Raw genomic sequence first — 26,138 nt, 5'->3', positions numbered from 1 at the left:
TACCTTAATAAAAGTATTTTTTGTTAGAGAATGGTTCAAAAAAATTCAGAAGAGTTTTTAATAAGCATTCTCTGAAGTAGAAATTTATTTCACTTTGTCGCTACACCGATAATATGAGAATTAATAATGGGCAGTTGTGCATCAAATCGCTCATAATGAATACCAGCAAAACCAGCATTTTCTAAAGCAATCAAAGTTTCTCTATCTGGATGAAAACCATTACCCATTACTTTCCAAATAGGACTAATTTTACTTTGGAATTTTCGCAATAAAGTTCCTTGAGGTGCAGCGACATATTCAATAAATAAGAAGCGTCCACCAGGTTTAAGTACTCTTAAAACGGCTTGTAATGTATAGTCTATATTTGGTACTGAACACAAAACTAAATTACTAACAACGGTATCTATACTGTTATCTTCAGCATCTAACCATTCAGAATTGCCAATTCGGAGATCGATGTTTAAGCCTAGTTTTTCTACTTGTTTTTGGAGATAGGAATACGTTTGTAGCTTTGTCCCGATTCCTATCCGGTGAATATCTTTAGGATAGTAGGGTAGGTTAGCGTCCGTTCCTGGGACTATTTCTAACACTATACCTTGGAGATTTACAAAAAGAGAAAGTTTGTGTAGGCGTAGCCCGTGGTAGAAATTGCTTACAACTTTATCATAGGTGGTGCTGCTTTGAGCCATCATCCAATCAAAGAAACATTTACCAAAGTTGGCAGCAATCTTATTTTGTGAATCTCCAATAATTTGGTTTACAGTCATTATCTATTTCCTAATTTCTAAAGCTATAAATTTGTCTGCCAAGCAACTATTTTCTCATAGCCTTAAGATAGGATAATTTGTGTTTCTTCTACCTCACCCATTTGATTCACCTGATTGGGTGATTTTTTGCTTAAAATGCATAGATAGATACTTACGACAAGCTCCTACAGAAAGATTACAAAGGTAGAAGTAGAATTTGTTTATATGTCTTTTCGGCATAGAGTTTTTTCATATTTGTTCAGCTTTAGCCTTTGTGCTAATCAGGTAAAAAACACAATACAGCACAGATCAATTTACGCCGACTTACTTATGCAAAAAATATCATCCAAAGATGGCAAAGAGCGTTCCGCAATTGGGAACGCTCTATTTTCGTAAATTCTGTTAAGATAATATGAATTCAAATTGAAAATTGCTATTTCTTAAAATCAGGCATGGAAATTTGCTTGTTCCTGCAACCAAGTATCTACAGGTTGTCCATCTTTGCGGCGTAATTCAATTTCCACTACCATCACTTCTTTTGAACCAGGAGGCGCAGGTTTTTTATGGAAAATAATATCATAATCTTCTGGATTATGTTTGCGTTCTTTCAACCATTCTTGCACCTTGGTTGTGGCAAAAAATGATTGCCCTTGCTCAAACATTCGAGTAATCTGCAATTGCAGTGTATAAGGATTTAGTCTACCCATTTTCTACCGCCTTTGTTAAGTAAATTTTAGAACAAGTAATCTGCTTACCCTAGATAATCTAATGTTAGTGCCAAGTACGCACACTAGCCCCATCCCTGAGCAATATTTGATTTTAATCAGGTTAGAGATGGGATACTGAAGAATCACAAATATCACATCTAGCCTATTATTCCCCATTCGCCATTTACTATTTTCCCGGCTGACACAATTGCTGTAGTTTTTGAGGAACTTGCCGACACATTTGCTGGAATCCTTGGGGATTAATTTGCCACCAAGCAAATAATCCTAAACTTGTACCACCAACAAGCAACGCCAACACTCCCCCCAGCATCACTAAACGTTTACTCCGATTAGGTTTTGTAATTAAAGTTGGTGGAATTTCTGGGCTTGTAACTGATTCCTCTGAGATATCTAAATCTACATCCAAATTTAGATCCAAATTTAGATCCAAATCTAGATCCAAATTTAGATCCAAATCTAGATTTGGATCTAGCAAAGTTTGCGAACTTTCTCTGACAGAAATTAATTCCTCTTGTTCCTCTGCTTCTTCTTGTATTTCTGCTTCTATAATCTCTTCTGGCAACGTCGGAGTCACAGGTACTAAGTATTCTGGGGAGATACGGCAATAAGTGAGAACAACCGACGTATTATCACGCCCATTTTTTTCGTTTGCCAGGTTAATCCAGTTGTGGACAGCATCTTCAACTGTCATCTGATCTGTTAACACGGGTATTGCATAATCTTGCCATGATTGTTCCACTCGGTTATTATCACTTAAACCATCAGAACACAATAGTAATATGCCGTCTTCTTCTAGAATGAATCGTTGAACCCTAAGACGCAAAGATTCTGCATTTCTTGTCCCCAATGCTTGAGTTAGGGCAGTAGCATCTGTTCTAATCAGTGCTTTTCGATATAAGCTTTTAGCAAAGCGAACTTCCCGCGTTGCCACATCATCGTCTACTGTGAGTAGCTGACAATAATTGCGGGTAATCCAATAGGCGCGGCTATCGCCAAGATTAGCCAAGTAAAGTTCATGGGTATTATTTGATTGCCAGCCGGTACTTGTCTGGACTCGTTGGGGAACTTGCAACGCCATAACAATGGTTGTAGCCATGCGTTCTTTGCCTTGGCGTTTTTGTTCGTTATTGCGGGCAAAAATAACATTATTTACTACCCGTAGGCTTGCTTCTAATTGTTCTTGCAACAACTCTGGTGATACAAGTACAGTTTGTTCTGTTACCTCCGTTAGTAAGGCGCGAATTTGCAACTTTACAGACTGTACTGCCAACTTACTAGCAACCTCACCGCCTTCGTGTCCGCCAATACCATCGCAAACAATCGATAACTGGGGTAATAAAGGTTCATCTAAATCACTCAAAGTATCGGGGTAGCAGGCATCTTCATTTTGCGCCATAATTGGGCCAATATCTGTAGAGCCTGCCACCTGCAAAACTAATGGTAATTCTGCCGCAGATGCTAGTAATAAACCATTAAGTTGAGTTGCAATATCATCTAGCTCAACTTCAGTTTCACACATCTCCTGGACTATGTTTTGCAACCCTTTGGCTACTGATGTTTTTGCAGTAGCTACCCAAAACTGCCAACACTCTCCCAGGTTTTGTAAACTCAGCGTCTTATCTTCTGGTGTTTGGTAGAGTTCTAATAGTCGCACACACCAACCTTGGACTCTCAAGTTGTCTACTACCAGTAAACTGCGGCTGAGTCCTAATTCTGATAAAGGTGTCCAAAGTTGAAGAATTTGCCACAGCCAATAAACTTGTCGCACCGCCGTTGCTTGCTCCCATGCCTCAACAATAGTTGGATAGATATTTCCTGTCGCATCTATCGGCACATTTTCTAATAAGAGGATATCATTTGTATCTTCCTCACCATCACTAGCAAACCCATAAGCCTGGGGCAGATGTAACCGTTCTTGATATAACCGTAGATAAGGAATTACTTCCTTTGGCAAGTCTTCAGGGACATCTGGCGGTAATCCCGGTTGAGTATCTAGCCAAATCTGGGGAGTAATTACCCCATACCTATCTGCCACCTTTGTGCCTGGTGTAATTTGAGCAGACAATGAGCCAGTAGCCCAAAGATAGCGGTGAACCAAGGGAGTTTGGCAACTGGCACAAACCTTATCTCCTATAGGATTAATGGGGCTATTACAGCTTGGATTTATACAATAAATTGTCAGTTGAGTAGAAATCATAAAAGTATAAATTAAAAAAACCAATCAACTCATGAATTTCGATTACATTTAGCTGGCAATGACTTGAAGGCTAGAATAAACTGGATTCGTGTACCGCTAGCTACACCTGGTTACTGAAATTAATCAAAATTATTGGTAAAAAAACCAAGTTTTGCTTTCTGTAAATAACTTACGTCTGGCTGTATCTAATCGTAGAAATGCATTTACGTCAATGTAGAGTCTAGGATGACGCTATGCCAAGTTTGACCTTAATCTGGCTTCTGGCAGGAGCAGTTTTATGTCTCATGGAACTGTTCTTACCATCGGCGTTTGTCGCCCTCATGATGGGAATTAGCGCTTTTGTGGTGGCGCTGCTGTCTGGAGTGGGTTTGGGAAGTGTATGGTTGCAAGTTTTAGTTTGGCTATTATTTTCCACATTCCTAATCGTGCTTTCTCGTCGCTTTTTGCAACCACGACGACGCAAATCGAAAATTCAGGATGCTGTTATAGCTGAAACCTTAACAGAAATTCTGCCTGGGAAAACAGGGCGGGTATTGTATGAGGGAAATTCCTGGCAAGCACGATGTGACGATGATGAATTCACCGTACCACCCCATCAAAGAGTTTATGTAGTTAGGAGAGAAGGTACCACTTTGATTGTGATACCAGAAAATCTGTTGAATTCTTAGTTATTGGGCATTGGGAATTGGGCATGGGGCATGGGGCATGGGGCATTGGTTATTCCCCTTATCTCCCCCATTTCTCTGATCTGCCACTCCCCTTTTATTTGACATTTAATACTTAAAAATCAGGAGATTTACAATGGAACAGTTTTTTTTGCTCGTGTTTTTAGCCCTTGGTGGTTCTGCCGTAGCGGGATCTGTGAAAGTCGTCAATCAGGGTAATGAAGCTTTGGTGGAAAGATTGGGTAGTTATAACAAAAAATTGGAACCAGGACTAAACTTTGTCATTCCTTTCCTAGATAGAATTGTCTACCAAGGAACTATCAAAGAAAAAGTTTTAGATATTCCTCCCCAACAGTGCATCACTCGTGACAACGTTGGTATTGAGGTGGATGCAGTGTTTTACTGGCGCATCGTGGATATGGAAAAAGCCTGGTATAAGGTAGAAAATCTCCAGTCGGCAATGATAAATATGGTGCTGACTCAAATTCGCGCCGAAATGGGGCAACTGGAGTTGGATCAAACCTTTACTGCTCGTTCTCATATTAGTGAACTTTTATTACGGGATTTGGATGTTGCTACCGATCCTTGGGGTGTGAAGGTGACACGGGTAGAACTGCGAGATATTATTCCGTCTCAAGCAGTGCGAGAATCGATGGAATTGCAAATGTCGGCAGAACGACGCAAACGGGCAGCAATTTTAACTTCTGAGGGCGAACGCGAATCTGCTGTCAATAGTGCTAAAGGTAAAGCTGAGGCGCAAATATTGGATGCGGAAGCTCGTCAAAAATCGACAATTTTGCAAGCGGAAGCTGAACAAAAGTCGCTGGTGATGAAAGCTCAAGCTGAACGTCAGCAGCAAGTTTTAAAAGCCCAAGCGATCGCAGAATCAGCAGAAATTATCGCCCAAAAGCTCCAGACAAATCCCAATGCCAATAAAGCAGTTGAAGTTCTGTTTGCTTTGGGCTATCTAGACATGGGTGCGACAATTGGTAAAAGCGATAGCAGCAAAGTCTTATTTATAGATCCGCGCACTATCCCTGCTGCTTTCGAGGGTATGCGCTCTGTGATCTCAAATGGTCAAGTTGACTCTAACGATTTGTTTCCTAAGCAAATACCAGGGTTAGAAAATAACCGCCCTGGTTAGGAATGGGGAGTGCGGGAGATGAGGTGGATGAGGGGGAAGCAATGCTCAATGCCTCATGTTCTACATCAGCAACTCTCATCTCCAATACTTCCATCTCTAATACTTCCATCTGGCATAATGGTGTTTTGGAAGGATACTCTCCTGAATTCAACACCGTCCAAATTGGCTCCGATCAAGTTAGCTCCACGCAAGTCAGTCCATTCCAAGACGGTATTGCTGAAGTTAGCTCCACTCAGGTCAGATATCCTGAATGTAGTATCGTTGAGTTTAGCTCCGGTCAGGTTAGCACTACTGAGATTAGCACGAAGAAAGCTGGCTTCAGTCAAGATAGCACCACTGAGATTAGCACCACTGAGATTGGCATCGACAAAACCACATTGCCACAAGATAGCATTACTGAGGTCAGTACCAACAAGGATGGCTCGATCCAAGTTGGTTTCGGGCATATAAACTCCACTCAGGTCAGCCCCACTCAAGTTGACATCAGCCATATAAAACTCAATTTCGCAACCACTCAAGTTAATTCCACTCAGGTTACAGCCTCTCAACCCTTTATCACTGTAACTGAACTCAATACCAACAAAATTTCTCTCCCCAGCAGCGTAACGTTCCAGCAACTCTTCAACAGTAATACTTTGTCTTTTGACGTTCATTTTTCAACACCTGATCCTAAACTTGCCAAATCGCACTTTTGGTAAATGTGGAGGATGAGGAATTGTAAAGGAAAGTTGATTTACCCCAGTAACAAAACCTCAACTTCTAAAACCTCAGCACTTGTTGCTAAAGCTTCATCAGCCGTTACCAATCGGATATTATTTTGAAATGCGATCGCTAAATGTAGAGTATCCAGTGTACTTTTGATAAGTTATAAATTATGACATTATCTATTCAGCCAAGCACAGTACTAAGTGTAGAAAAGTTCTTACAACTACCAGAGACAAAACCAGCAAGCGAGTATTTTAACGGGCAAGTATACCAAAAACCTATGCCACAAGGAGAACACAGTACGTTACAAAGCAGTTTAGTCACAGCAATTAACGAGATTGCTAAACCGCAAAAAATTGCTTATGCCTTTCCTGAATTACGTTGTACATTTGAAGGTCGTTCAATAGTACCAGATATTGCAGTTTTTGAATGGCAAAGAATTCCATTGCTTTCTAATGGAAGAATTACAAATAAATTTGAGATTCCTCCAGATTGGATAATCGAAATTCTCTCACCAGAGCAATCACCCAACCGAGTTATCCGCAAAATTATATTTTCCATTCAAAATGGAGCAAAGCTAGGTTGGTTACTCGATTCTGCTGATGAGTCAATCATGATTTTTGAACCCAATAAATTACCAGAATTAAAAGAAAATCAAGATATTTTACCCGTTTTGAGTGTTTTGGAAGATTGGCAATTAACAGTTGTAGACGTGTTTAGTTGGTTGAGTTTTATTTGAATAAAGCATTTATTACAGCAGAATTGGTGAATTCAGAAGTAAAACACGCTTTATTCCCCTCATAGAATTGGTATGATTATTGACCAATCCCACTAGCTTGATTTACCTGGCATTGGCTGCACAAACCAAAAAACTCTAGAGTGTGGTAAAAAACTTTAAACTTATGACTGGATTCTAACTGGTCTTCTAAGTCATGGACGGGGCATTGATGAATCGGAATTGAGACACCGCATTGTAAGCAAGTAAGGTGATGTTTATCTTGCTGGGCTAGGCTGTAAAGGGCTTCACCATTAGCTAAATTCCGCACTTGTACCATGCCTTCGAGTTTTAAGGCTTCTAAAGAGCGGTAAACTGTTGCTAAACCCATACTCTGAGTGGTGTTACGTAATTCTACGTAAATATCCTGGGCGGAAATACCTTTTTTGATGGTTTTCAGTAGGTTGAAAATACGCTCTTGACTGCGGGTGCGTATAGCTCTCATAGACAATTATTTAAATATGCCACTGTAGTTGAAGCTGTTAGATGGGTTAATCGATCAATTAACTTTAACCGCTTCGTAATCTTATTTTCACTCAGTTGGAACAGAAAGTTATAGTATAGCGATCGCAGCATTCAGCAAAAGCCGTGCAAACCAAGTACCTAGCCAAAATTTTTGTGACCCTTCGTCCTTCAGTCTTAGACCCTGCTGGTGTGGCCGTACAATCTGGTCTTCAGCAACTGGGATACGATAACGTTGAACAGGTGCGGATTGGCAAGTACATTGAACTCACCATCACCTCGACTGAAGAAAAGAAGGCTCGTCAAGACCTCGATCGCATTTGTGACCAAATGCTGGCAAATACCGTAATTGAAAATTACCGCTTTGAGTTAATTGAGGTCGAAACCCAAACTGGGGTATTTTAGGAATTGGGAATGGGGGATGGGGCATTGGGCATTGGGCATTAGTTATTTATTCTTTCTCCCCCGGCTCCCCCTGCTCCCTCACTCCCTCACTCCCTCACTCCCTACTCCCTACTCCCTACTCCCCACTCCCCTTTCCTCAATCATGAAATTTGGTGTTGTTGTTTTTCCGGGTTCTAATTGCGATCGCGATGTTGCTTATGTAACGAGAGATTTGCTCTTACAACCAACTCGCATGGTTTGGCATCAAGAAACAGACATTACTGATTTAGATGTAGTCATCGTCCCTGGTGGCTTTAGTTACGGGGATTATCTGCGCTGCGGTGCGATCGCGCGTTTTTCACCCGTGATGCAGCAAGTTGTGGAACACTCTCAAAAAGGTAAGTTTGTCATCGGTATTTGCAATGGTTTTCAGGTATTAACTGAAGCTGGACTTTTACCAGGGGTGTTAACCAAAAATCGGGATTTGCATTTTATTTGCGATCGCGTCCCCTTGAAAGTTGAGCGTACCAATCTCTTATGGACGCAAGCTTATACCAGTAGTGAAGTTATCACTTTGCCCATTGCCCACGGTGAAGGGCGATTCTACGCTGATGAAGCCACTCTCGCAGAAATTGAAGATAATGGGCAAGTCGTATTTCGTTATGAAGGCGAGAATCCTAACGGTTCACTGAACAATATTGCTGGGATTTGCAATCGTCAGGGCAATGTGTTGGGGATGATGCCGCATCCAGAAAGGGCATCTGATGCCATGCTGGGTAATAGTGATGGCTTGAGGTTGTTTCAAGGCTTGGTAGAGAAGGTAGCCGCATTAGCGTAGAGCAAATATCGGGCGATCGCCCTCTGAAGAAGATTATTCTCCAGATAGCGATCGCTCTATCACATTAAGTCTTAAGCTGAAAATACTTTAATTTGCATCCTCAAAAAAATAAATCTCTTGTGGGGTGGGCATCTTGCCCGCCCTAGCTGTGCAAATTAAATGCACGACAGCTTAGTACAATATTTCATTATTTCATTAATTAGTAGCAAACTCTCTGCGTGACTCTGCGCTTACCTCTGCGCCCCTTTGCGTTTCAAATTTAACAAATTAACGTACCTCTTTAAGAGTATCAATTTGCTTGGTAAATAACTCAGTGAATAAACTAAGCACAGTGCGTTCTTCGCGGACTTTTATGTTGGCACTGATTGACATACCCGATTGCAAAGTAACATTTTTCCCCTTAATTACTAACGATTGTTTATCCAATGATATTTTTGCCGGAAATCTATAAAATTGATGTGTTTGGTCTGGTGGTAATGCGTCTGAGCCTATCCCAAGCACTTCCCCTTTAATATCGCCAAATTCGCTGTAAGGGAAGGAATCAATTCTCACATCTACCTTCATACCTTTTCGCACAAAACCGATATCTTTATTAGTTATGAAAACTTCAGCTATATATTTTTCATTTGGGACGATTTGCAGCAGTTTTGTAGTCGGAGTTGCTACAAATCCAGGGTTTTTAGCTTGGATATCGAAAACTGTTCCAGCTACAGGCGCACGGAGTTCTTGATATTTAACGTTTAACTGTGATTGAGAGATTTTACTATTGACATCTGCTAAACGCTGTTCATTATCTAGGATAACTTTCATGAATTGGCTATCAATTGTCGCAATACGCTGTTTGTTATCAGCTATCTTATCCCAAATGTTTTTATCAGAAACAGCCACTGTATTGCTTAACTCTTGTTGTCCTTTTTCTATATCAAACTGGAGGCGTTTTTCTTCTTCACCCAGTTGTGCTACTTCTGCTGTACGGTTTTGGACTTCTTGTTGCTGATTAAGATACTGAAGTTGAGAAATACCACCTTCTTCTGCCAATATTTTCAGCTTTTCTAAAATACCCTGCTGAATAGCTAAACTTGCTTTGCTATCTTCAAGCTTATATTTATTTTGAGCTAGTTGTTTTTTGATTTTCTCTACTTCCAACTGCGCCGCAGCAGATCGAGAATCTAATTCTTTTTTAGCAACTTGTAGACGTTGTTGCTCATCAATTCCTAGAGTAGAATCTCGACCAGAATTTTTTAATTGAGTCCGTAATAAGTCATTTTCTGCTACTAAAGCTACCCGACTTTTTAGCAGAAAAGCAGTTTCTTGTGGCAAATTACCGCGTAAATATAAAAGTTCAGATCCACTAGCGGTACTTGCACTCATCAATTGGCGATATATCTGGTTTTCTTTAATTAATGCAACGCGAATTTTATTTAAAGAATTTAATTCGGCAACAGAAGCGATGGAATCAAAAGTCAGTAACAAATCTCCTGGCTTTACTTCTTGTCCATCTTTAACATTAACTGTTTTTACCACTCCACTAACCGGAGCCTGAACATCTTTGACTGTTCCTTGTGGCTTTAATTGGCCTGTTGCTGCCACGACTTGCTCAATTTTTGCAAAATAAGCCCAACCAACTCCAAAGCAGGCTAATGCCATAAGAGTAACCATGATTATCCGCGACCAAATTGGAGATTGGCGCAAAATAATTGCTTGCTCAAATTCCTGACTACTTGAGTTAATTAAAGACTGTTGAGCAGCTTTCTGTTGTTTTGTAAGTACTGGTGAATCTTGCTTGACTCCATTTTTCTGATTACCGTTTTTCTGATTGCCGTTGTGGTGATTCCCATTAAGTTGAGTCATAAGGATTTTGGTTTTTGGATTTTTTGTCGGATGGACACTGTTCCCAAGCAATAATTAACTACAAGTTCACTTCTTGTTGCTGATACAGATAAAAATAATGACCTTTAGTAGCCATTAATTCTTGATGGCTACCTTGTTCTATAACCCTGCTATTATCCATGACAACGATCATGTCTGCATTACTGACGGTGTTTAGTCGGTGGGTAATAAAAAATACTGTATCACCCTTAAACTTTTTGGCTAAATTCAGACATATTTGCCGTTCTGTGGGATAATCTAAGGCACTGGTTGCTTCATCTAAAACTAATAATTTTGGTCGTTGTAAAACAGAACGAGCGATCGCAATTCTTTGTCTTTGTCCACCTGAAAGTGCAGAACCCCGTTCTCCCACCCGCGTGTTGTAACCGTTGGGTAAGTTCATGATAAATTCGTGGGCGCAGGCAACCTGAGCCGCTTCGATAATTTCTTCGGTTGTCGCATCGGGATTGGTTAAAGCAATATTTTCTTGAACGCTACCGTCAAACAATAATGTTTCTTGGGGAACTACGCCAATTTGTCGTCGCAGTGAATAAAGCTCCACTTTGGCAATATCATAACCATCAATCAAAATTCTGCCGGACTCAGTTTCATAAAGTCTCAGCAGCAATTTCATCATCGTACTTTTACCAGATCCACTTTGTCCGACGATGCCGATAAATTTACCTGCCTCAAATTCGAGGTTGACGTTAGAAAGTTGCAGAGGGCCACTCGTCCCAAATCGGAAGGAAACATCTTCATATTTCACTGCTCCCTTAATCGTCGGTAACGGTATGTTGTAGCGATCTGTTTCCCCTTCTTGTGGTGTATCGACAATATCGCTTAAACGTTCTAAGGATAAGGCTGTTTCTTGGAAGCTTTGCCAGAGTTGAGCTAAACGTAATATTGGGCTAGTGACGTAACCCGATATAATTCTAAAGGCAATTAATTCGCCTAAAGTTAATTCTTGTTTCAGTACTAAATAAGCTCCTACCCACAAAACTAGTAAGCTACTGAGTTTGTTGAGAAAGCTGCTGGTAGAGTTAGCGAGGGTAGAAGTTACAACTGTTTTAAAACCGGCGGCGACAAACCGAGCATAACGCTCTTGCCAAGAAAAGCGCGATCGCAATTCAATGTTTTGTGCCTTTACGGTTTGAATTCCTGACATTACCTCCACTAAATAAGATTGAGTTTCGGCGTTGCGTTCGGCTTTGGCACGTAACTGTCTACTAATGGTAGGAGAAGCAATTAAGGTAATGACGATAAAAATGGGAATTGTGCTTAGGGCTACTAAGGTAAGTAGCCAACTATAAATCAGCATTACACCGATATAAACCACCGAAAACAGAGCATCTAACCCCACTGTTAAGGCAGTACCAGTCAAGAATTGGCGAATATTTTCTAATTCGTTGATGCGAGTCGAAAGTTCACCCACCGGTCGGCGTTCAAAGTAGCGCAGGGGTAGACGTAGTAAGTGGTCGATAATTTGTGACCCCAAACCCATATCAATCCGGTTCGTGGTATCAACAAATAAGTAGGTTCTTAAGGTAGTCAATACCGCTTCAAATATACCGACTACTAATAGTAAAATCCCCAAAATATGTAGGGTTCCAATGCTATTTTGAGTGATAACTTTGTCGATAATTAACTGAACGACCAGAGGATTTGCCAACGCTGCCAACTGTACGAAAAAGGAAGCTATAAATACCTCTATCAACACTCGACGGTGCTTTGACAAATAGGGCAAAAACCACCGTAAACTAAAGCGTTCTTGAGGTGTTTGATTAGTAGCAGTGAGCAGTAATACTCTAGCTTGGGGCGGAAAGTTGGTTGGATCAATATCTAATTGTTCAATTAATTGTGCCGGTTTACAGCGCACAATTCCTTTAGATGGGACACCCACAACCACAGTGTTTGAATCTGCTGCGTATAAAACTGCAAAATTGTCACCATAGCGAATCAATGCTGGTGTTGGAGTGCGTGTAATTGAAGCGACTGGTATTTCTACTAATTGCGCCTTCAGTCCGATTAATTCTGCCAGGTAAGCAGTAACTTGAAACGATATAACTCCCTGACGTTTGACTTGTTCAGTTAAGATGCGACGAACCACTTCACGACGAAATGGCATTTCTAGGTGCTTGGCGACCATTTGGAAACAGGCGAAGGCTGTATTTAATTCTCCCTTGCCGCTAAAAAATGGATATTTTTGTTTTGACGAACTCTGTGAGGTATCGGGGACTGTGTGAGGAACTATTTCGTTTGATGCGTAAGGGATATCTAATTCATCTTCATCTTGGGTATCTAATTGGGTGTTATTTACCGCAAGCACTATTTCATGACTATCTTCTAATATCAAATCTGACGGATGTATCCCAACCAACCGGGCGGGATTTTGACCGATAACCTGAATCTTGTCTCTGTCATCGTCTGATTCTAGGCGATCGCCAGGTGATAAATTTGTGACTGTACCACCGCCACTTACAAACCAGACTCTTTCGCTATCCAGTTGGTTGAATGGAGTTTTTCCTAGAGGTAAGTAATGGATTTTTGCTTGTAGTAAGGCTTTTTCTGTGAGTTCCCTAAGATTTAAGGTAGCGATCGCTTGCTGGTTCCAATAGGAACTGAGAATATCAAAAACTTCCACCAAATAACTACGGTTATTGCGGGCTTCGGCAAAAGCTGGGTATAAAGCGAGAAAACTAAAATATGCCGATGCACTCAAGGTTAAACATACTACTTCAGTGGAAGCGATCGCAGTTTCACAGGCGACATCCCGCAACAAACCAATTTCGCCGATAATTTCGCCAGGTTGCAGCAATTTTAGAGTAATTGGCATTTGCGTCTGGGGATCGTATCCCAAGAGGCGCACTTGTCCCTCATAAATGATAGTGATGCGTTCCGGGATACTTTCCTTACCGATGATTTTTTGACCTATGCGATAGCGCCAAGCTTGCAATTGGTCTGATAGATTAGCGATCGCCCCATCGGGTAAGCAATCAAACCCTTCTAGAGTAGTGATAAATTCGAGAAAAGTGTTCTTAATATAAGTCATAGTAAAACAAGTAAAAGTGAGGAATTAAATCGAAAATATGAGGAAGTATCTCTTTTGCTAACAGTGGCAGTGTTTGATTTCATGGCAGTATTGCAAGGCTTATTTGAAATTAAAGTGTCTAAACATGTAAAATCACATAGGGAAAGATTGTCTAATTTCAGACGTGTTTTTAGATCGCACGGTTAAGATTTTTATGGGTTTTTCAAAATAAATCATAGACTTAATAGATTGAGTACAAGATATCACTTGGTTCAAGCTACATAATTTATACAAACTTAAAATCAATATTCAATATTGCAAATATGCAAGATATATAGGTGGTGATTAAATTTAGCCTCGCATATTTTGATTTATGATAATCAATATGAAAATATCACAGATGCTTTTCTAAGTAAATACCCTAATTAAGAATTATGTAATAAAGAAAACTTTAATTTTCTGAATTATTTTTTACAAATTCTTAAATACAGGGATTGACAATATCAGTTATGGCAATAAACAGTGAGCTTTCCTTGCTAAACAACACCATGCCCTATTTATGAAAAAATCCTCTATTACTTTCTTGGTAGCTTAATTTAATAAAATCAACTTGAAAAGTAAAGGCGAAGATTTTTTGTCAGCCGAGAGGAATCAACTATTAAATTTATGAAGTAAAGACAATAACTGCCTTCAGTAAATTCACTGGTTTAATTAATGAGTTCAGGAGTGCTGAGTGCCCAGTTGTGAGTAACCCCATAGATAGTCTGGGTAACAGGCAGCAAAACTTTTTAAGACAGGGGATTGATCTTGGACGTATTAAATATGCGCTATAGCAGTTCCCATTCAGATGCGGTACAAGATTAATCGTGAAGTGTAAGGGCACGGCACTGCCGTGCCCCTACGGGTGTACCTCACTCGACTGAGAACCGATATACGCATCTCGAAATAAATATTTGTGCGTCGGAGACTCATCAAAACGCCTGTGGAGAACCCATACAGCACTTCTGGCGGCTATGAGGTACATCCTCAAAGCTGAAAGCTATGATAGGACAGGGGTAAGAGGAAAACTGTATTGCATAATAGCCGGAAGTGCTGTAATATCTGGAGCAATTTAGGCAGGGATCTATGAAGCAGGAATCGCGTGACTTTACGTCAATGCGAGGTTCAAATTAGGCAGCATTGACACTCAATTTTACCTGCACAATCACATCGTTATAATCTTTGTCACCACCATTTGGTAGATCCTCAAAACCAAAGGTGTTATTTCCCAAGAGTCGGATGTGATCTACTTTATCTGAGTTCGCACCCAAGAATGAGAAGTAAACATTCTTATTTTGCTTGCCATTGAGAATAGCATCGGGTTTACCATCCACAATAATAAATGGTGCAAACAAAGAATCAGCCCCGAAAGTGCCAGTGTAATTTGCTGTACCTTGGTTGTCCACCGCCAAGTCAATACCTGCAACCCGCCCACGCACAGCAGCTTCAGCATAACCAGTCTGCCCAACGAGAATATCTGCTTTGCCATCGCCATTAGTGTCGATACCACCATTTTCATCAGCCACCTGATAGAAGCCCACAAAGTTGTTGTAAGACGCTTCTCTGTTGACTACAAACTCAGCTGTTACTAATTGTGTCACACTTCGTAAATCAATCAGTTCACCTTGAGATTTGCCTTGCAAACCAGTACCTAAAGATACCTCTTCTTCTGTTGCTTGAAGCGTCACAACCAAATTCTGGAATTTGAGAGAAAACCCTTCCTCTTCTGTGTTGTTATTTGTAGCCGAGGAAAAAACGACACTTGAGAAAGAAGTTTTTCCAGACAGCACAGCCTGAGTAGTACTGTTAGAAACCAAATAGAATCTGAGTTTCGTACCAGACTCGAATTCTAAGATATTTTTCAGGTCTTCGTTTTTAAAACCCTTGGGCAACTTGGCAATGGAGGATAAAATCACCCTTGAGCGCTCTAGAGCTACTTTCGTATAACCTTCTGTACCAGGGGCTATACCGTTAATTTTACCTTCTTCATCATCAACAGCAAATACACACAGTTCGTTCACCTGTAAGGAGGTGTTGGTTTTTATCTTGATTGAGAGTTTTCCTTTATCACCTTTTTTGTTCAGCTTAGTTTTAACACTAAAGATATCGCCTGTAATTATTGTGAACAGGGTAATCGACTGAATACTAGTAGTCGCGTCAGCGATCGCAAGTTTAAACACATCACTGGCTTTATCTCCAGCAATATCTTTGGCGGTGACTTTGATGTTTAAACTACCCACATCCTTATTTTTAGGAGTGCCACTAAAGGTAAGAGTAGTCGAATCGAAGTTCAACCAAGTGGGTAGTAAATCATCATTTTCTAGAGTTGCAGTGTAAGTCAGGATATCCTTAACATCCTCATCACTGAAGGTATCAACTGGGACGGTGAAGTTGAAGACACTATCTTCAGTGGCTTCTTGATCAGCGATCGCCTTGGACAACACTGGAGCATCATTGGTATTTTTGATTGTGATTTTAAATACATCACTGGCTGTATTTCCAGCAATATCTTTAGCGGTAACTTTGATGTTTATACTACCTACATCATTATTGTCAGGAGTGCCACTGAAGGTAAGAGTAGTAGGATTGAAATCCAACCCACTTGGCAGAGGATCATCGTTTTCTCTAGTTGCAGTGTAAGTCAGGATATCTGCAACGTCTGCATCAGTGAAGGTATCAGATGGGACAGTAAAGTTGAAGACACTATCTTCAGTGGCTTCTTGATCCTGAATTTCATTTGCCACCTGTGGCGCATGATTGATAAACACCACCACTGCCGAGTCATCATATCCAGCAGCATAGAGATATTTTCCGTCGGGGCTGAGAGTTACATAAGTGGCACCACCAAGCCCATCAACGCCATCTGTATTATCTTTTTTAACTTCTACAAAACTCAACTTGCCTGTTTTTTCATCGCGCTCAAACAGCGCCACCGCCGATTCACCATATCCAGCAGCATAGAGGTATTTGCCGTCGGGACTGACGGTAATAGAGTAGACTTTATCAAGGCCATCAACACCATTTGTATTATCTTTTTCAACTTCTACAAAACTCAACTTGCCTGTTTTTTCATCGCGCTCAAACACTGCGATCGCCGAGTCATCATATCCAGCAGCATAGAGGTATTTGCCATCGGGACTGAGAGCTAAAGAAGTGACACCAGCAAGCCCATTAACGCCATTTGTATTATCTTTTTCAACTTCTACAAAACTCAACTCGCCTGTTTTTTCATCGCGCTCAAACACTGCGATCGCTGAATCAACAGATCCAGCAGCATAAAGGTATTTGCCATCGGGACTGACAGTTACAAAGGCAGCACCAGCGAGTCCATCAACGCCATTTGTATCATCTTTTTTAACTTCTACAAAACTCAACTCCCCTGTTTTCTCATCGCGTTCAAATACCGCCACAGCCGAGTCATCATATCCAGATGCATATAGAAATTTGCCATCGGGACTGACAGTTATGGAGGTAGCACCAGCGAGTCCATCAACGCCATTTGTATCATCTTTTTTAACTTCTACAAAACTCAACTCCCCTGTTTTTTCATCGCGTTCAAACACTGCGATCGCCGAGTCATCATATCCAGCAGCATAGAGGTATTTGCCATCGGGACTGATCGTGACGTATTCAGCACCAGCGAGTCCATCAACGCCATTTGTATCATCTTTTTTAACTTCTACAAAACTCAACTCCCCTGTTTTTTCATCGCGCTCAAACACCGCCACAGCCGAGTCATCATATCCAGATGTATATAGAAATTTGCCGTCAGGACTGACGGTGATGGAGTCGATACTACCAAGCCCATCAATACCATTTATGCCATTTTTTTGAAATTCTATGAAATCTAGAATTTGATTTGCCATAATCCTACTTAATTAATACTTACTATTTGTCCGCCCTAATGTATGAGATAAAACAAATATTTGCCTTCAGTAAATTTACGATTACTTAGATTTTTTCAAAATTCAAATCGGATTCCTATATACACATCCGTATTATCTCGTAGTCTTTTTCAGAAATCAAATATGATTCCTATATAACTTTTATAAAATGTTCTCTTTTTTGTTGCTATTCTTATTAATAAAAACGAGGGAGTATCACTCCCCCGCATTAGCAAAATAGCTACAGTGTTAATTAATTTTGAACTTTGGGCTAAACCACACTAGCAGAGAAAACAAAATCATTTGCTGTAAGACTAGTTGATGTAATTCCCAATAATGAAGCCAACTCAGTGTTCCCAATTTTCACCAGAGTATCACTACCTTGTTGCAATAGTGTTAGGGCACTAAATTTAGTTACGCCAATACCACCAAGCCCGATTTTATCAATGCCAACCATGAAGTCGGTAACAATATTCTTGCTAGTTGGCAAGCTAGCATTGGCAATCCAGAATTGGTCAGCACCAGCACCACCACTCAGGCGATTACCACCCTCTTTTCCAGCGAATAGAACATCATCACCATCGCCACCAAATAGTGAGTCATTGACGTTAGAGAAGAGTTTGTCATCTCCAGAACCACCATAGAGACGGTTATTGCTGCCGTTACTCTTGAGTGTATCGTTACCTGAACCACCGAAGGATAATTGACGTGAACCTTCAACTACTGTCAGAGTATCAGCACCTGCGCCTCCGAACAAATTATTGCTACCACTGGCTTCAACTACAGTAACTTCGTCATTACCAGCACCACCATCAGCAGTAGTGTTGTTAGCAGGGCCATTTACGCCAATTAAGATTTGATCGTTACCGTCTCCTGTGGATATCGAAGAGTCACTACCCACAAGCACCGTGTCATCCCCGTTGCCAGTTTGGATTGTGTTACCTGTACTACCTTCTACAAAGTCTGCTCCATCACCGGTGAATAAAGTTTGATTTGGCTGCACTGTAATATCATCGCTGGTAGTGGAGCCAAACTTAATTTCTTCAGTTTGGGGTTGACCTAAACCAGGAGCAAGGTTGAGGGGCTTGTCTAACTTAAGAAGAATGATTTCGTTATTGTCGATAACTGGATTTTGAGGATCATTCCCAGGACGACCGGTTGAGAAGGGATAGTTGTTGTCATTAGCTACCAAAATGGTGTTTTTGTCAACAACTAAAACGTTTTCAATGGTTACAAATGGGAAATCAAAGGTTGTTTTACCATCCCCATTGAGGTCGTTAGGATCTTGGATATTTAACAAGTCTGCAACTTCTTCTTTGGCTACATAGCCATTAGCATCTGTTTTCGACAGGTCTATTTTGAAAATCTTCTTGAATTTAGCAGAAGCTCCTTGACCATTATCCCGCTCAATCACCAGGTATTCATTATCATTAATAACTGCTAGATCGCCGATCGAATTTGAAGGATTGTCCAGCTTGTAGTAAAGTGTATTGTCAGTGTATTTGTGGCTGGCAAGGTCAAATTCATTAATCCGCAAAGCGCCAGCCGCATCGCCTTGAACTGTACCCTCTAGCAGCATATAGAGTTTGGTTTTGCTGGCGTTGATTGCTCCACCTTCAAAACCTTTAGAGCTACCTAAGTTAGCAAAAGCGTCTCCTGAAAGGACATCAGGATTTTGTGGCGATCGCACCACATTATACTGAGGATCATCTCTAAGTTGATCGCGTACTTTATCCGCAATATCTGGGAAATCTGAGAAGAGTGCATCTACCCCTAATTGATAGAACTGCTGAATTTCTAGTTCTAGCTTACCTTTGTAATCTGCTGCTAAATACTGATCTTCCGCACGGAAGGTATAGGGGTGAACCTGTAAACCAGCATTGTGAGCATCTTGAATTAAGGTTGAAGGAGGTAATGTTGTTTTATCAGCATCATTGACTACTCCATCTCCATTGACATCATCGGCTTTGCCATCGCCATTAGCATCAGTACCTTTAACGCTAACAATCATTCGCTTCCAAGGGCCAATGCCATCAGCATAAGTGGCAACCTCAGCCAAGCCTTCGGGAGTTCGCAAGTCGCCGTAGGTGCGAGTGTCACCACTGACTTTCAAATCATAAGGCTGACTTTCGATGATCTTACCGTTGATATCAATGTCACTGGCATCTAGCAATTGAATTAGTGGAATATCAACCCCTGCCGCAGGCATGATGGTATCATGCAGTTCTTTGAGGTTGTTCACTTCAAAGGATTGGATGAAAATACGACTTGGGTCAGTGAAGTTATTTGCTTTGAGCGTATCAATTAATAACTGACTGATGTTTCTGTTTATTTTGTCGGTAGTGCCTACATAAGTGGCTTCACTGGCCGAATAGGTTGGATGCTTAGTTTCAGGGTAGATGCCAATCTTTTTACCTGTGTCGGCTTCTACTTGCTTAACCAAATCGATGATTTCTGTAAGAGTAGGAATTTCAAATTGATCGTCAAAGGAATGATCCCGGAAAGGTAGACGTTCTTCGGCGCGTAAAGTCTTGATTTCAGCTAAGGTGAAGTCTTCTGCAAACCAACCTGTAATTGTGTTTCCATCTAAACTTACTGTTTTCTTGCGATCGGCAAACTCTGGATGTTTGTAAACATCTGTAGTTGTGTTACTGAAATTGACAGTACCATCGGCATTCAAAACCGCTAAAGCAGGCTCATGGCGAGCAATTAGCACACCATCTTTTGTAACTACTAAGTCAGGCTCAATAAAGTCAGCGCCTCGCTCAATTGCTTGCTTATAAGACTCTAAGGTATGTTCTGGACGATAGCCACTTGCACCTCTATGACCAATGACTTTAGGTGCTTCTCCATCTAGAGTCTTAAATTTGTCAGGTGTAGCAATGGGAGCCTCTAATAAATTACCAGTGGCATCAAAATGCAGCAGGTAAGGGCCGAACTCATCTCCAACCCAGATTGTCCCGTCTTTATCAAAGACGAATGACTCTACATCTAAGTCTGCACCAGTCAATAATCTATCGGTAGTTCCTTCATTAACTATTTGGAAAGGAATCTTGTTATTGGGATCGGATAGTTGAATGTAGTCTAAAACTTTAACAGTGCTATCTCCATTTTCTGTTCCCTTAAAACTTGGGTCTAGTCGATGGATACGCAATAGAAAGTCTTCACTATTATCTTTGCTCCCGTAACCATTATCTGATAGGAAGTACAAAGAGTTATTGTCACCAAACTGTACACCACTAAATCCCTGTATTGGCTGTCCTGGAAAAGGCCCAGTTCTGCCGTTAGCTGAAATTTCCTCACCAGAAACTGGCCCATCACCATAGGTATCAGCAGGTAAAGAAGCAAAGCCGACTAACTCAATTGCCATAATTTAGAATGTTATTTGGGTATTGGGATTTAACTGCACCACAAGGTGTTCAAGTTCTCTCATTCCATTACTTACTTGTGGGAAAAATAAATCATGTTCTCATCCTATAAACCGGAATTACGGAGAATTTCCAGAATTGCAAAACTACACGCGGTAGAGGCGATTCATGAATTGCCCCCACCCCAAAATTAGGGCTTCGGCTATTGTTTGTGTAAGTCCTTTAGAGTTTGGGCAAGTCTAGTCCGATTCCGTCATTTACACCAAGAATACATTTCCAACAAACGCATTTTCTCACAGTTGTCGAAAGCTTGAGAAATGATAGCGGAATGTCACAGCATTAGCGAATTTGCGAGTGTGTATGATGTATGTAATAAATGTGGGAATCATAACTAGTTACCCGGACTTGATATTAGTGAGTAATGAATGCGGAAGAATGAGATTCAGAACTTAAATCGGTTGATAGTAGTTATGAGAGAACTTAGCTAGCATTAAAGATATTTTCATTAAAAGATTAAGATAAGAATAAGCTAAACAGAAGAAATGATTAAAATTATTTCAAGGAATAAAGTAATATAAAACTCATATTTAATTTCTGAACAAAATTAGGTATTCTAGGGTGTGTTGTAACGCAGTTATTAACGCACCATTATCGAGGGCTTAGTGCGTTAATAACACTAAATTATTCGTTGATCATTTTAAGAAATGAAATTTGATATTTTTCAATTTTTATCTGTTAGCGATCGCTAATATAATTTCTGTTTGAAGATGCGTCTATAGCAGTTCCCATTCAGATGCAGTACAAGATTAACCGCAAAGTGTAAGGGCACGGCACTGCCGTGTCCCTACGGGTGTACCTCACTCGACCGAGAACCGCTACATAATTAATGATGCGAAACTAGAGGCTGTAGGGGCAATTCATGAATTGCCCCTACGACAGATGTAGTTTTGCGTAAGTCCTAAAACAAACTAAGCCACAATGCTAGAAGAAAAAACGAAGTCATTTGCAGTCAGGCTAGTTGGGCTAATTCCTTGCAATAAAACCAACTCTGTATTTCCGGTTTTAACTAGAGTGTCATTGCCTTGTTGCAATAGTGTTAAAGCGCTAAATTTAGTCACACTAATACCACCTAGTCCGATTTTATCAGTGCCGATCGCAAAATCAGTCACAATGTTTTTGCTAGCTGGCAGACTGGCGTTAGCAATCCAGAATTGGTCTGCACCAGTACCACCACTGAGGCGATTACTACCCTGCTGACCAGCAAATAGCACATCATCACCATCGCCACCAAATAGGGAGTCATTAAGGTTGGAGAAGAGTTTATCATCTCCAGAACCACCGTAGAGACGGTTATTGCTACCGCCACTACGAAGAGTATCGTTACCTGAGCCACCGAATAATGATTGACGTGAACCTTCAATTACAGTGAGAGTATCATCACCTTCCCCCCCAAATAAATTATTACTACCACTGGCTTCCACTACGGTAATAATGTCATTACCATTGCCACCATCAGCACTGGTATTTTGAGCCGGGCCATTTTGACCAATAAATATTTGATCGTTACCGTCATTCCCAAATGCTGAAGATTCACTCCCTACAAGCACGGTGTCATCACCCTTACCAGCCTCAATTGTGTTACCTTGAGTACCTTCGATAAAGTCTGCTCCGTCACCTCCACTAAAAAATTGTCCTGGCTCAAGATTGACAATATCGCTGTTGCTAGAACCAGAACCATTTGGGAAAGTCGGCTGTACTGTTGTCAGATTGCGTTGAGAAACGGGATTGCGTGGATCGTAACTAGTGGTGTCAATATTTAAAGAAGTGGGGAAGGCGTTGGCTATATTCTCCCAAGGTACGAGTTTGAAGTTAGAACTGACGTTTTCACCATCGATTGTTTTAGCAGGTTCATTGGAACCATCTTGAGTGACAAATAAACCAAATGGAAAGTTAGAACCCAGTGACACGTTGATGACATCTGCGCCGTCTGACTCTTGTACGCTGTCAATTGACCCATTGTTACCAATGGCAAAGTTACCCACGTATTCGTTGTTACCTTCACGGGTGTAGGCAACAAATGTGCTATCGCCTTGGCTGGATGCTAGCAGATAACCTGTGCCGTTTTTGCCGTAGTATATGGTCAACCCTTCTGCGTCATCGGTGAGGTGAGAACCACCTTCAAAACGGACGCGATCGATCAGCTTACCTGTTGTGCCACCATCCGGTTCTGCGTCGAATTTCCAGATGCCTACATCTTCTTGGGCGATGTAGATAAAGCCGGTTTCTTGGTCAACTACCATACCCTCTGTTTGGGGAGAACGGTCTGCTGCTGTGGGTGAGGGGATGGTGAATTCCCGCACCAGTTCCGCTCCAATTTGGCCATTACCTTTGTCAATTAGTTTGAATTGAGCTATGTCTCCAGTTTGGCGGCGACTGGTGAAGACATAGTAATCGTCAGTTACAGCACTACGGTATAAGGTTAGTCCGTAAGAACTGCGAGCTGATGCAGAATATGGAGGTTCAAAAGGTGTGGTTTGGAAGATAGTACCAATATTGCTATCGGTGATATCTTCGAGGTAATTGCCTTCAGCGCCAGGGTTTGGGTTAATTTTGAAGATTGCTAGTTTATCATTGCCGCGATCGCTAGCTACGGCAATATCAATAGATTGATCGCCTAATTTGAAACCGTATTGCAAATCAATATTGTTGTAGCGAATACCACCAGGATTAACTGTCTGCAACAAATTGCCAGACAGATCATAAACCCGCAATCCAGCATTTTTGACTGAGGTTAAAACTAGACTATCAGCAGCATTGGTGGCATTAACATAGATCGCAGGATCGTCAGCATCGCCACGTTGAGATGTGGGAAGCGCCGGATCATCAATTAAATCAGGACGTGTTTCTAATGTAGGTGCAGCAGTGGGAACTAAGTCTGCGCCCAAGGTGAGGATTTGGGTATATTGGGTGGTACTAAAGTTGTTGTCACTCACCAGCACAATGGACTGACGACCATCTGCCAATTTGGGGCCGAAAGCAAGACCTTCTATATTATCCACTCCTGTAATCGGATGATTTGCATCAGTGGGCAAATTCAGATCGTTTAAATTTAATAGCAGGCGCTTTTGGGCGGGTTTAATAGCTGCTAGTTGTTCAGCACTCAAATTATTCAGAGAATCGTAGAAACTAATGTCTGTTGCACCTTGCAAAGAAACTTCGTAAATTTTGATGGTGTTGCCTACACCTTGGGCAAAGGAACGTTCTAGGGCTAGGAAAGTACCACGATTGTCTATTGCTAATAAATCCGCCAAACCATTGTCAGCAGAACCTGTACTTGGGTTGGGTGCTTCGGGAATTGCATCGGTGATGTAGAGGTATTCTTTTTCTGGTTGTCCAGTCACTAGATTGTATTGCAAAATCCGGGAAGGGCTACCACTGGTGAGCGAAGCTTTTAACCCATCTTGGGATAGAGCGTTTTCGGTGGCAGTAAATAAGGTTTTTTGGTCAGGTGTGATGGTGAGGCTTTCAAATGCCAGGTTATTATATACGCCTGATATCTGTGTATCACCTGTATTCACAATGCCATCGTGATTGGTATCTGCAACTACTGGTAGGAATTTGCTGGGAACTAATAGCGATCGCACTTCTTGCCCTGTTGTCAAGGAAAACTCTTTAATAAAGGGATTGCTAACACGACCGGCACTAAGATTAACTTCACCTTCTGAAGAGATGAAGACCGTCCCATTATTGGTTAAAGCAATACCTTCAGGATCAAGGCTGTTCGTTGCAAAAAAGTTGCCGTTGGTATCTTTTAGGGTTGTGACATTAGTAAAAGTCACACCATCAACAGTATTGAAGGTATAAAAACGGGCTGGAGCAACTTGAGAGCGATCATCTGAAATGGCGTAGTAACTGTTGTTAACTGCGTCGTAGGCAACGCCAGACAATCCACCCAATGGAATTTGTACACCATTTACACTTCCCGCAACGCCAGCAGGAATAAAGCCAGTAGCGAAGGTAGTCTGTCCGACAAATTTAACATTAGGAATAGTTTCACCCGCTTCAGTTGGCTTTGTTTGCACATCCGCAAACACCAAGCGATGGTCAGAACTGGGGAAGGGATAAGTACCGACTGGGGAGAATGTCGGGTCAGTATTCAGTGGCCAAAATACCCCTGAGTTAGCAATTTTGAGGTCAGCAGAGGGTAAAACGTAATCTGTTCGCAGGTTTCCTGGAGTCGTATCGGCAAAATCTGCGGTGTCAAAGCTAGGATTACCTTTTTGGTTAGCGTTTGCACCACCTTGTAAGTCTGCTTGTTGGGGACCGCCAAGACTGGTAGGGATAACATTAGTATTGATATTGGGATTTTGCAATAGTTGCCGGATAGCGTTGTCATAACTATCACCATCTACGGGGTCAGCGTTTTGATCGCCCATAATCACAAAGTCTGAACCAGCAAGAATCCCGCCTGTTTTACCTGCATCATCATAGATGTAATCGCCTTTACCAGGGGTTATGTAATCTGCCCAAAAGCGGATTTCATCATGGTTGCGTTTGCCGTTGCGGTCTTCTGGCCCGTCAAAGGTTGGGGGTGTGGGGTGACTGACGAGGACGTGAATTGTCTCACCGTTTACTTGGATGGGTACATCCCAGTGACTTTTAGAAGAAAGGCGTACAACTGCTAATTCATCCTCAGAATACCAATCATTTGGTTCTGGTGTTGTCGAATCGTCGGGAAGCAAAGCATTGGGCATATCCTTCCAGAGGAAGTTTTGGAAGGTGCGGATGTTTGCAGTGTCTATGGGATATTTGGATAGTAACAACATCCCATATTGACCAGGAAAATTACCGAATCCCAAGGCATCATCACCATATCCGGCTGCGCCTGGGGTTGTAACTGCTGTGCCGTTGTTGTTTAAGTCAAAACCAGAGGCAATACCTGTGTTGGAAGGGGCGATGTAAGAGTAGGTGTAGTCAACGGGAGTTGCACCATTCTGGCTAACTGCAAGGTAATTTTGCTTGAATAGTTGAACTGCTTCTGGGGAGTAATCAAATTCGTTAATCAGCAGTACGTCTGGGTTATTGCGTTGGATAATTTCTGCAACTGCTTTTGCTTGAGGGTTATCAGGGCTGGAGAGATCGGTTACTAACTCTCCTTCTGTGTTGCGATTTAAGGAAGCGTTGAACTGAGAAAAGCGAACTGTGTTTGTTGTAACCATAAGTTGTTCAAGATATTAGAGTGTTTTGAAGATTGGATTTGTGGAGGAGTTAGGAATAACGAACCGCAGAGGCGCAGAGAGAGGAGA

The 26,138-nt window shown here is 41.4% G+C and carries 15 protein-coding genes; 5 read left to right on the top strand and 10 right to left on the bottom strand.

Features of this window, described 5'->3' with window-relative positions; translation table 11 throughout:
- Window positions 1-89: 89 nt before the first annotated feature.
- The 3 genes from V7K98_RS18290 to V7K98_RS18280 form a co-directional block, all read right to left on the bottom strand.
- Window positions 90-767: a class I SAM-dependent methyltransferase gene (locus V7K98_RS18290; RefSeq protein ID WP_335024278.1), complete on the bottom strand. Its 678-nt coding sequence runs from the start codon at window positions 765-767 to the stop codon at window positions 90-92.
- A gap of 425 nt (window positions 768-1,192) precedes the next feature.
- On the bottom strand, window positions 1,193-1,453 hold the full coding sequence (locus tag V7K98_RS18285) for a hypothetical protein (protein ID WP_335024276.1): 261 nt from the start codon (window positions 1,451-1,453) through the stop codon (window positions 1,193-1,195).
- A gap of 187 nt (window positions 1,454-1,640) precedes the next feature.
- A complete protein-coding gene (locus V7K98_RS18280; protein WP_335024274.1) occupies window positions 1,641-3,671 on the bottom strand; it encodes a protein phosphatase 2C domain-containing protein in 2,031 nt (676 codons plus the stop codon).
- Window positions 3,672-3,904: 233 nt separating this feature from the next.
- Here V7K98_RS18280 and V7K98_RS18275 point away from each other — a divergent pair, with 233 nt between their 5' ends.
- Window positions 3,905-4,339 (top strand): NfeD family protein, encoded by a 435-nt coding sequence (locus V7K98_RS18275; RefSeq protein ID WP_335024271.1) that lies wholly within the window; start codon window positions 3,905-3,907, stop codon window positions 4,337-4,339.
- 133 nt (window positions 4,340-4,472) lie between these two features.
- Window positions 4,473-5,480, top strand: coding sequence for an SPFH domain-containing protein (locus tag V7K98_RS18270; protein WP_335024269.1), 1,008 nt, complete (start codon window positions 4,473-4,475; stop codon window positions 5,478-5,480).
- A gap of 65 nt (window positions 5,481-5,545) precedes the next feature.
- Here V7K98_RS18270 and V7K98_RS18265 read toward each other — a convergent pair whose 3' ends face one another.
- Entirely contained in the window at window positions 5,546-6,133 is a 588-nt protein-coding gene (locus V7K98_RS18265; protein WP_335024267.1) for a pentapeptide repeat-containing protein, read from the bottom strand.
- A 221-nt stretch (window positions 6,134-6,354) separates the two neighbouring features.
- Here V7K98_RS18265 and V7K98_RS18260 point away from each other — a divergent pair, with 221 nt between their 5' ends.
- On the top strand, window positions 6,355-6,924 hold the full coding sequence (locus V7K98_RS18260) for a Uma2 family endonuclease (RefSeq protein ID WP_335024265.1): 570 nt from the start codon (window positions 6,355-6,357) through the stop codon (window positions 6,922-6,924).
- 76 nt (window positions 6,925-7,000) lie between these two features.
- On the opposite strand, the gene V7K98_RS18255 is transcribed toward V7K98_RS18260, so the two are convergent.
- The gene (locus tag V7K98_RS18255) at window positions 7,001-7,405 is read right to left on the bottom strand and encodes a Fur family transcriptional regulator (protein ID WP_335024263.1); all 405 of its coding nucleotides are present in this window, start codon (window positions 7,403-7,405) and stop codon (window positions 7,001-7,003) included.
- A gap of 143 nt (window positions 7,406-7,548) precedes the next feature.
- Here V7K98_RS18255 and purS point away from each other — a divergent pair, with 143 nt between their 5' ends.
- Together purS and purQ are read left to right on the top strand one after the other, a co-directional pair.
- Entirely contained in the window at window positions 7,549-7,827 is a 279-nt protein-coding gene (gene purS, locus V7K98_RS18250; RefSeq protein ID WP_094332891.1) for a phosphoribosylformylglycinamidine synthase subunit PurS, read from the top strand.
- Window positions 7,828-7,969: 142 nt separating this feature from the next.
- Window positions 7,970-8,644 carry a phosphoribosylformylglycinamidine synthase subunit PurQ gene (purQ, locus tag V7K98_RS18245; RefSeq protein WP_335024261.1) on the top strand — a complete coding sequence of 225 codons (675 nt, stop codon included), beginning with the start codon at window positions 7,970-7,972 and terminating at the stop codon, window positions 8,642-8,644.
- 267 nt (window positions 8,645-8,911) lie between these two features.
- Here purQ and V7K98_RS18240 read toward each other — a convergent pair whose 3' ends face one another.
- The 5 genes from V7K98_RS18240 to V7K98_RS18220 all read right to left on the bottom strand — a co-directional run bounded on the left by V7K98_RS18240 (window position 8,912) and on the right by V7K98_RS18220 (window position 26,051).
- On the bottom strand, window positions 8,912-10,495 hold the full coding sequence (locus V7K98_RS18240) for an HlyD family efflux transporter periplasmic adaptor subunit (protein WP_335024259.1): 1,584 nt from the start codon (window positions 10,493-10,495) through the stop codon (window positions 8,912-8,914).
- Window positions 10,496-10,553: 58 nt separating this feature from the next.
- The gene (locus tag V7K98_RS18235) at window positions 10,554-13,562 is read right to left on the bottom strand and encodes a peptidase domain-containing ABC transporter (RefSeq protein WP_335024257.1); all 3,009 of its coding nucleotides are present in this window, start codon (window positions 13,560-13,562) and stop codon (window positions 10,554-10,556) included.
- 1,148 nt (window positions 13,563-14,710) lie between these two features.
- The gene (locus V7K98_RS18230; RefSeq protein ID WP_335024255.1) at window positions 14,711-17,446 is read right to left on the bottom strand and encodes a beta-propeller fold lactonase family protein; all 2,736 of its coding nucleotides are present in this window, start codon (window positions 17,444-17,446) and stop codon (window positions 14,711-14,713) included.
- Between the two features lie 289 nt (window positions 17,447-17,735).
- On the bottom strand, window positions 17,736-20,834 hold the full coding sequence (locus tag V7K98_RS18225) for an esterase-like activity of phytase family protein (RefSeq protein WP_442940423.1): 3,099 nt from the start codon (window positions 20,832-20,834) through the stop codon (window positions 17,736-17,738).
- A gap of 966 nt (window positions 20,835-21,800) precedes the next feature.
- Window positions 21,801-26,051 (bottom strand): phytase, encoded by a 4,251-nt coding sequence (locus V7K98_RS18220; RefSeq protein WP_335024253.1) that lies wholly within the window; start codon window positions 26,049-26,051, stop codon window positions 21,801-21,803.
- Window positions 26,052-26,138 lie beyond the last annotated feature (87 nt).

Source organism: Nostoc sp. (assembly GCF_036917435.1).
Classification (GTDB): domain Bacteria; phylum Cyanobacteriota; class Cyanobacteriia; order Cyanobacteriales; family Nostocaceae; genus Nostoc.
Note: the sequence above shows the minus strand (reverse complement) of the source record. Positions and strands in the feature narration are given on the sequence as shown.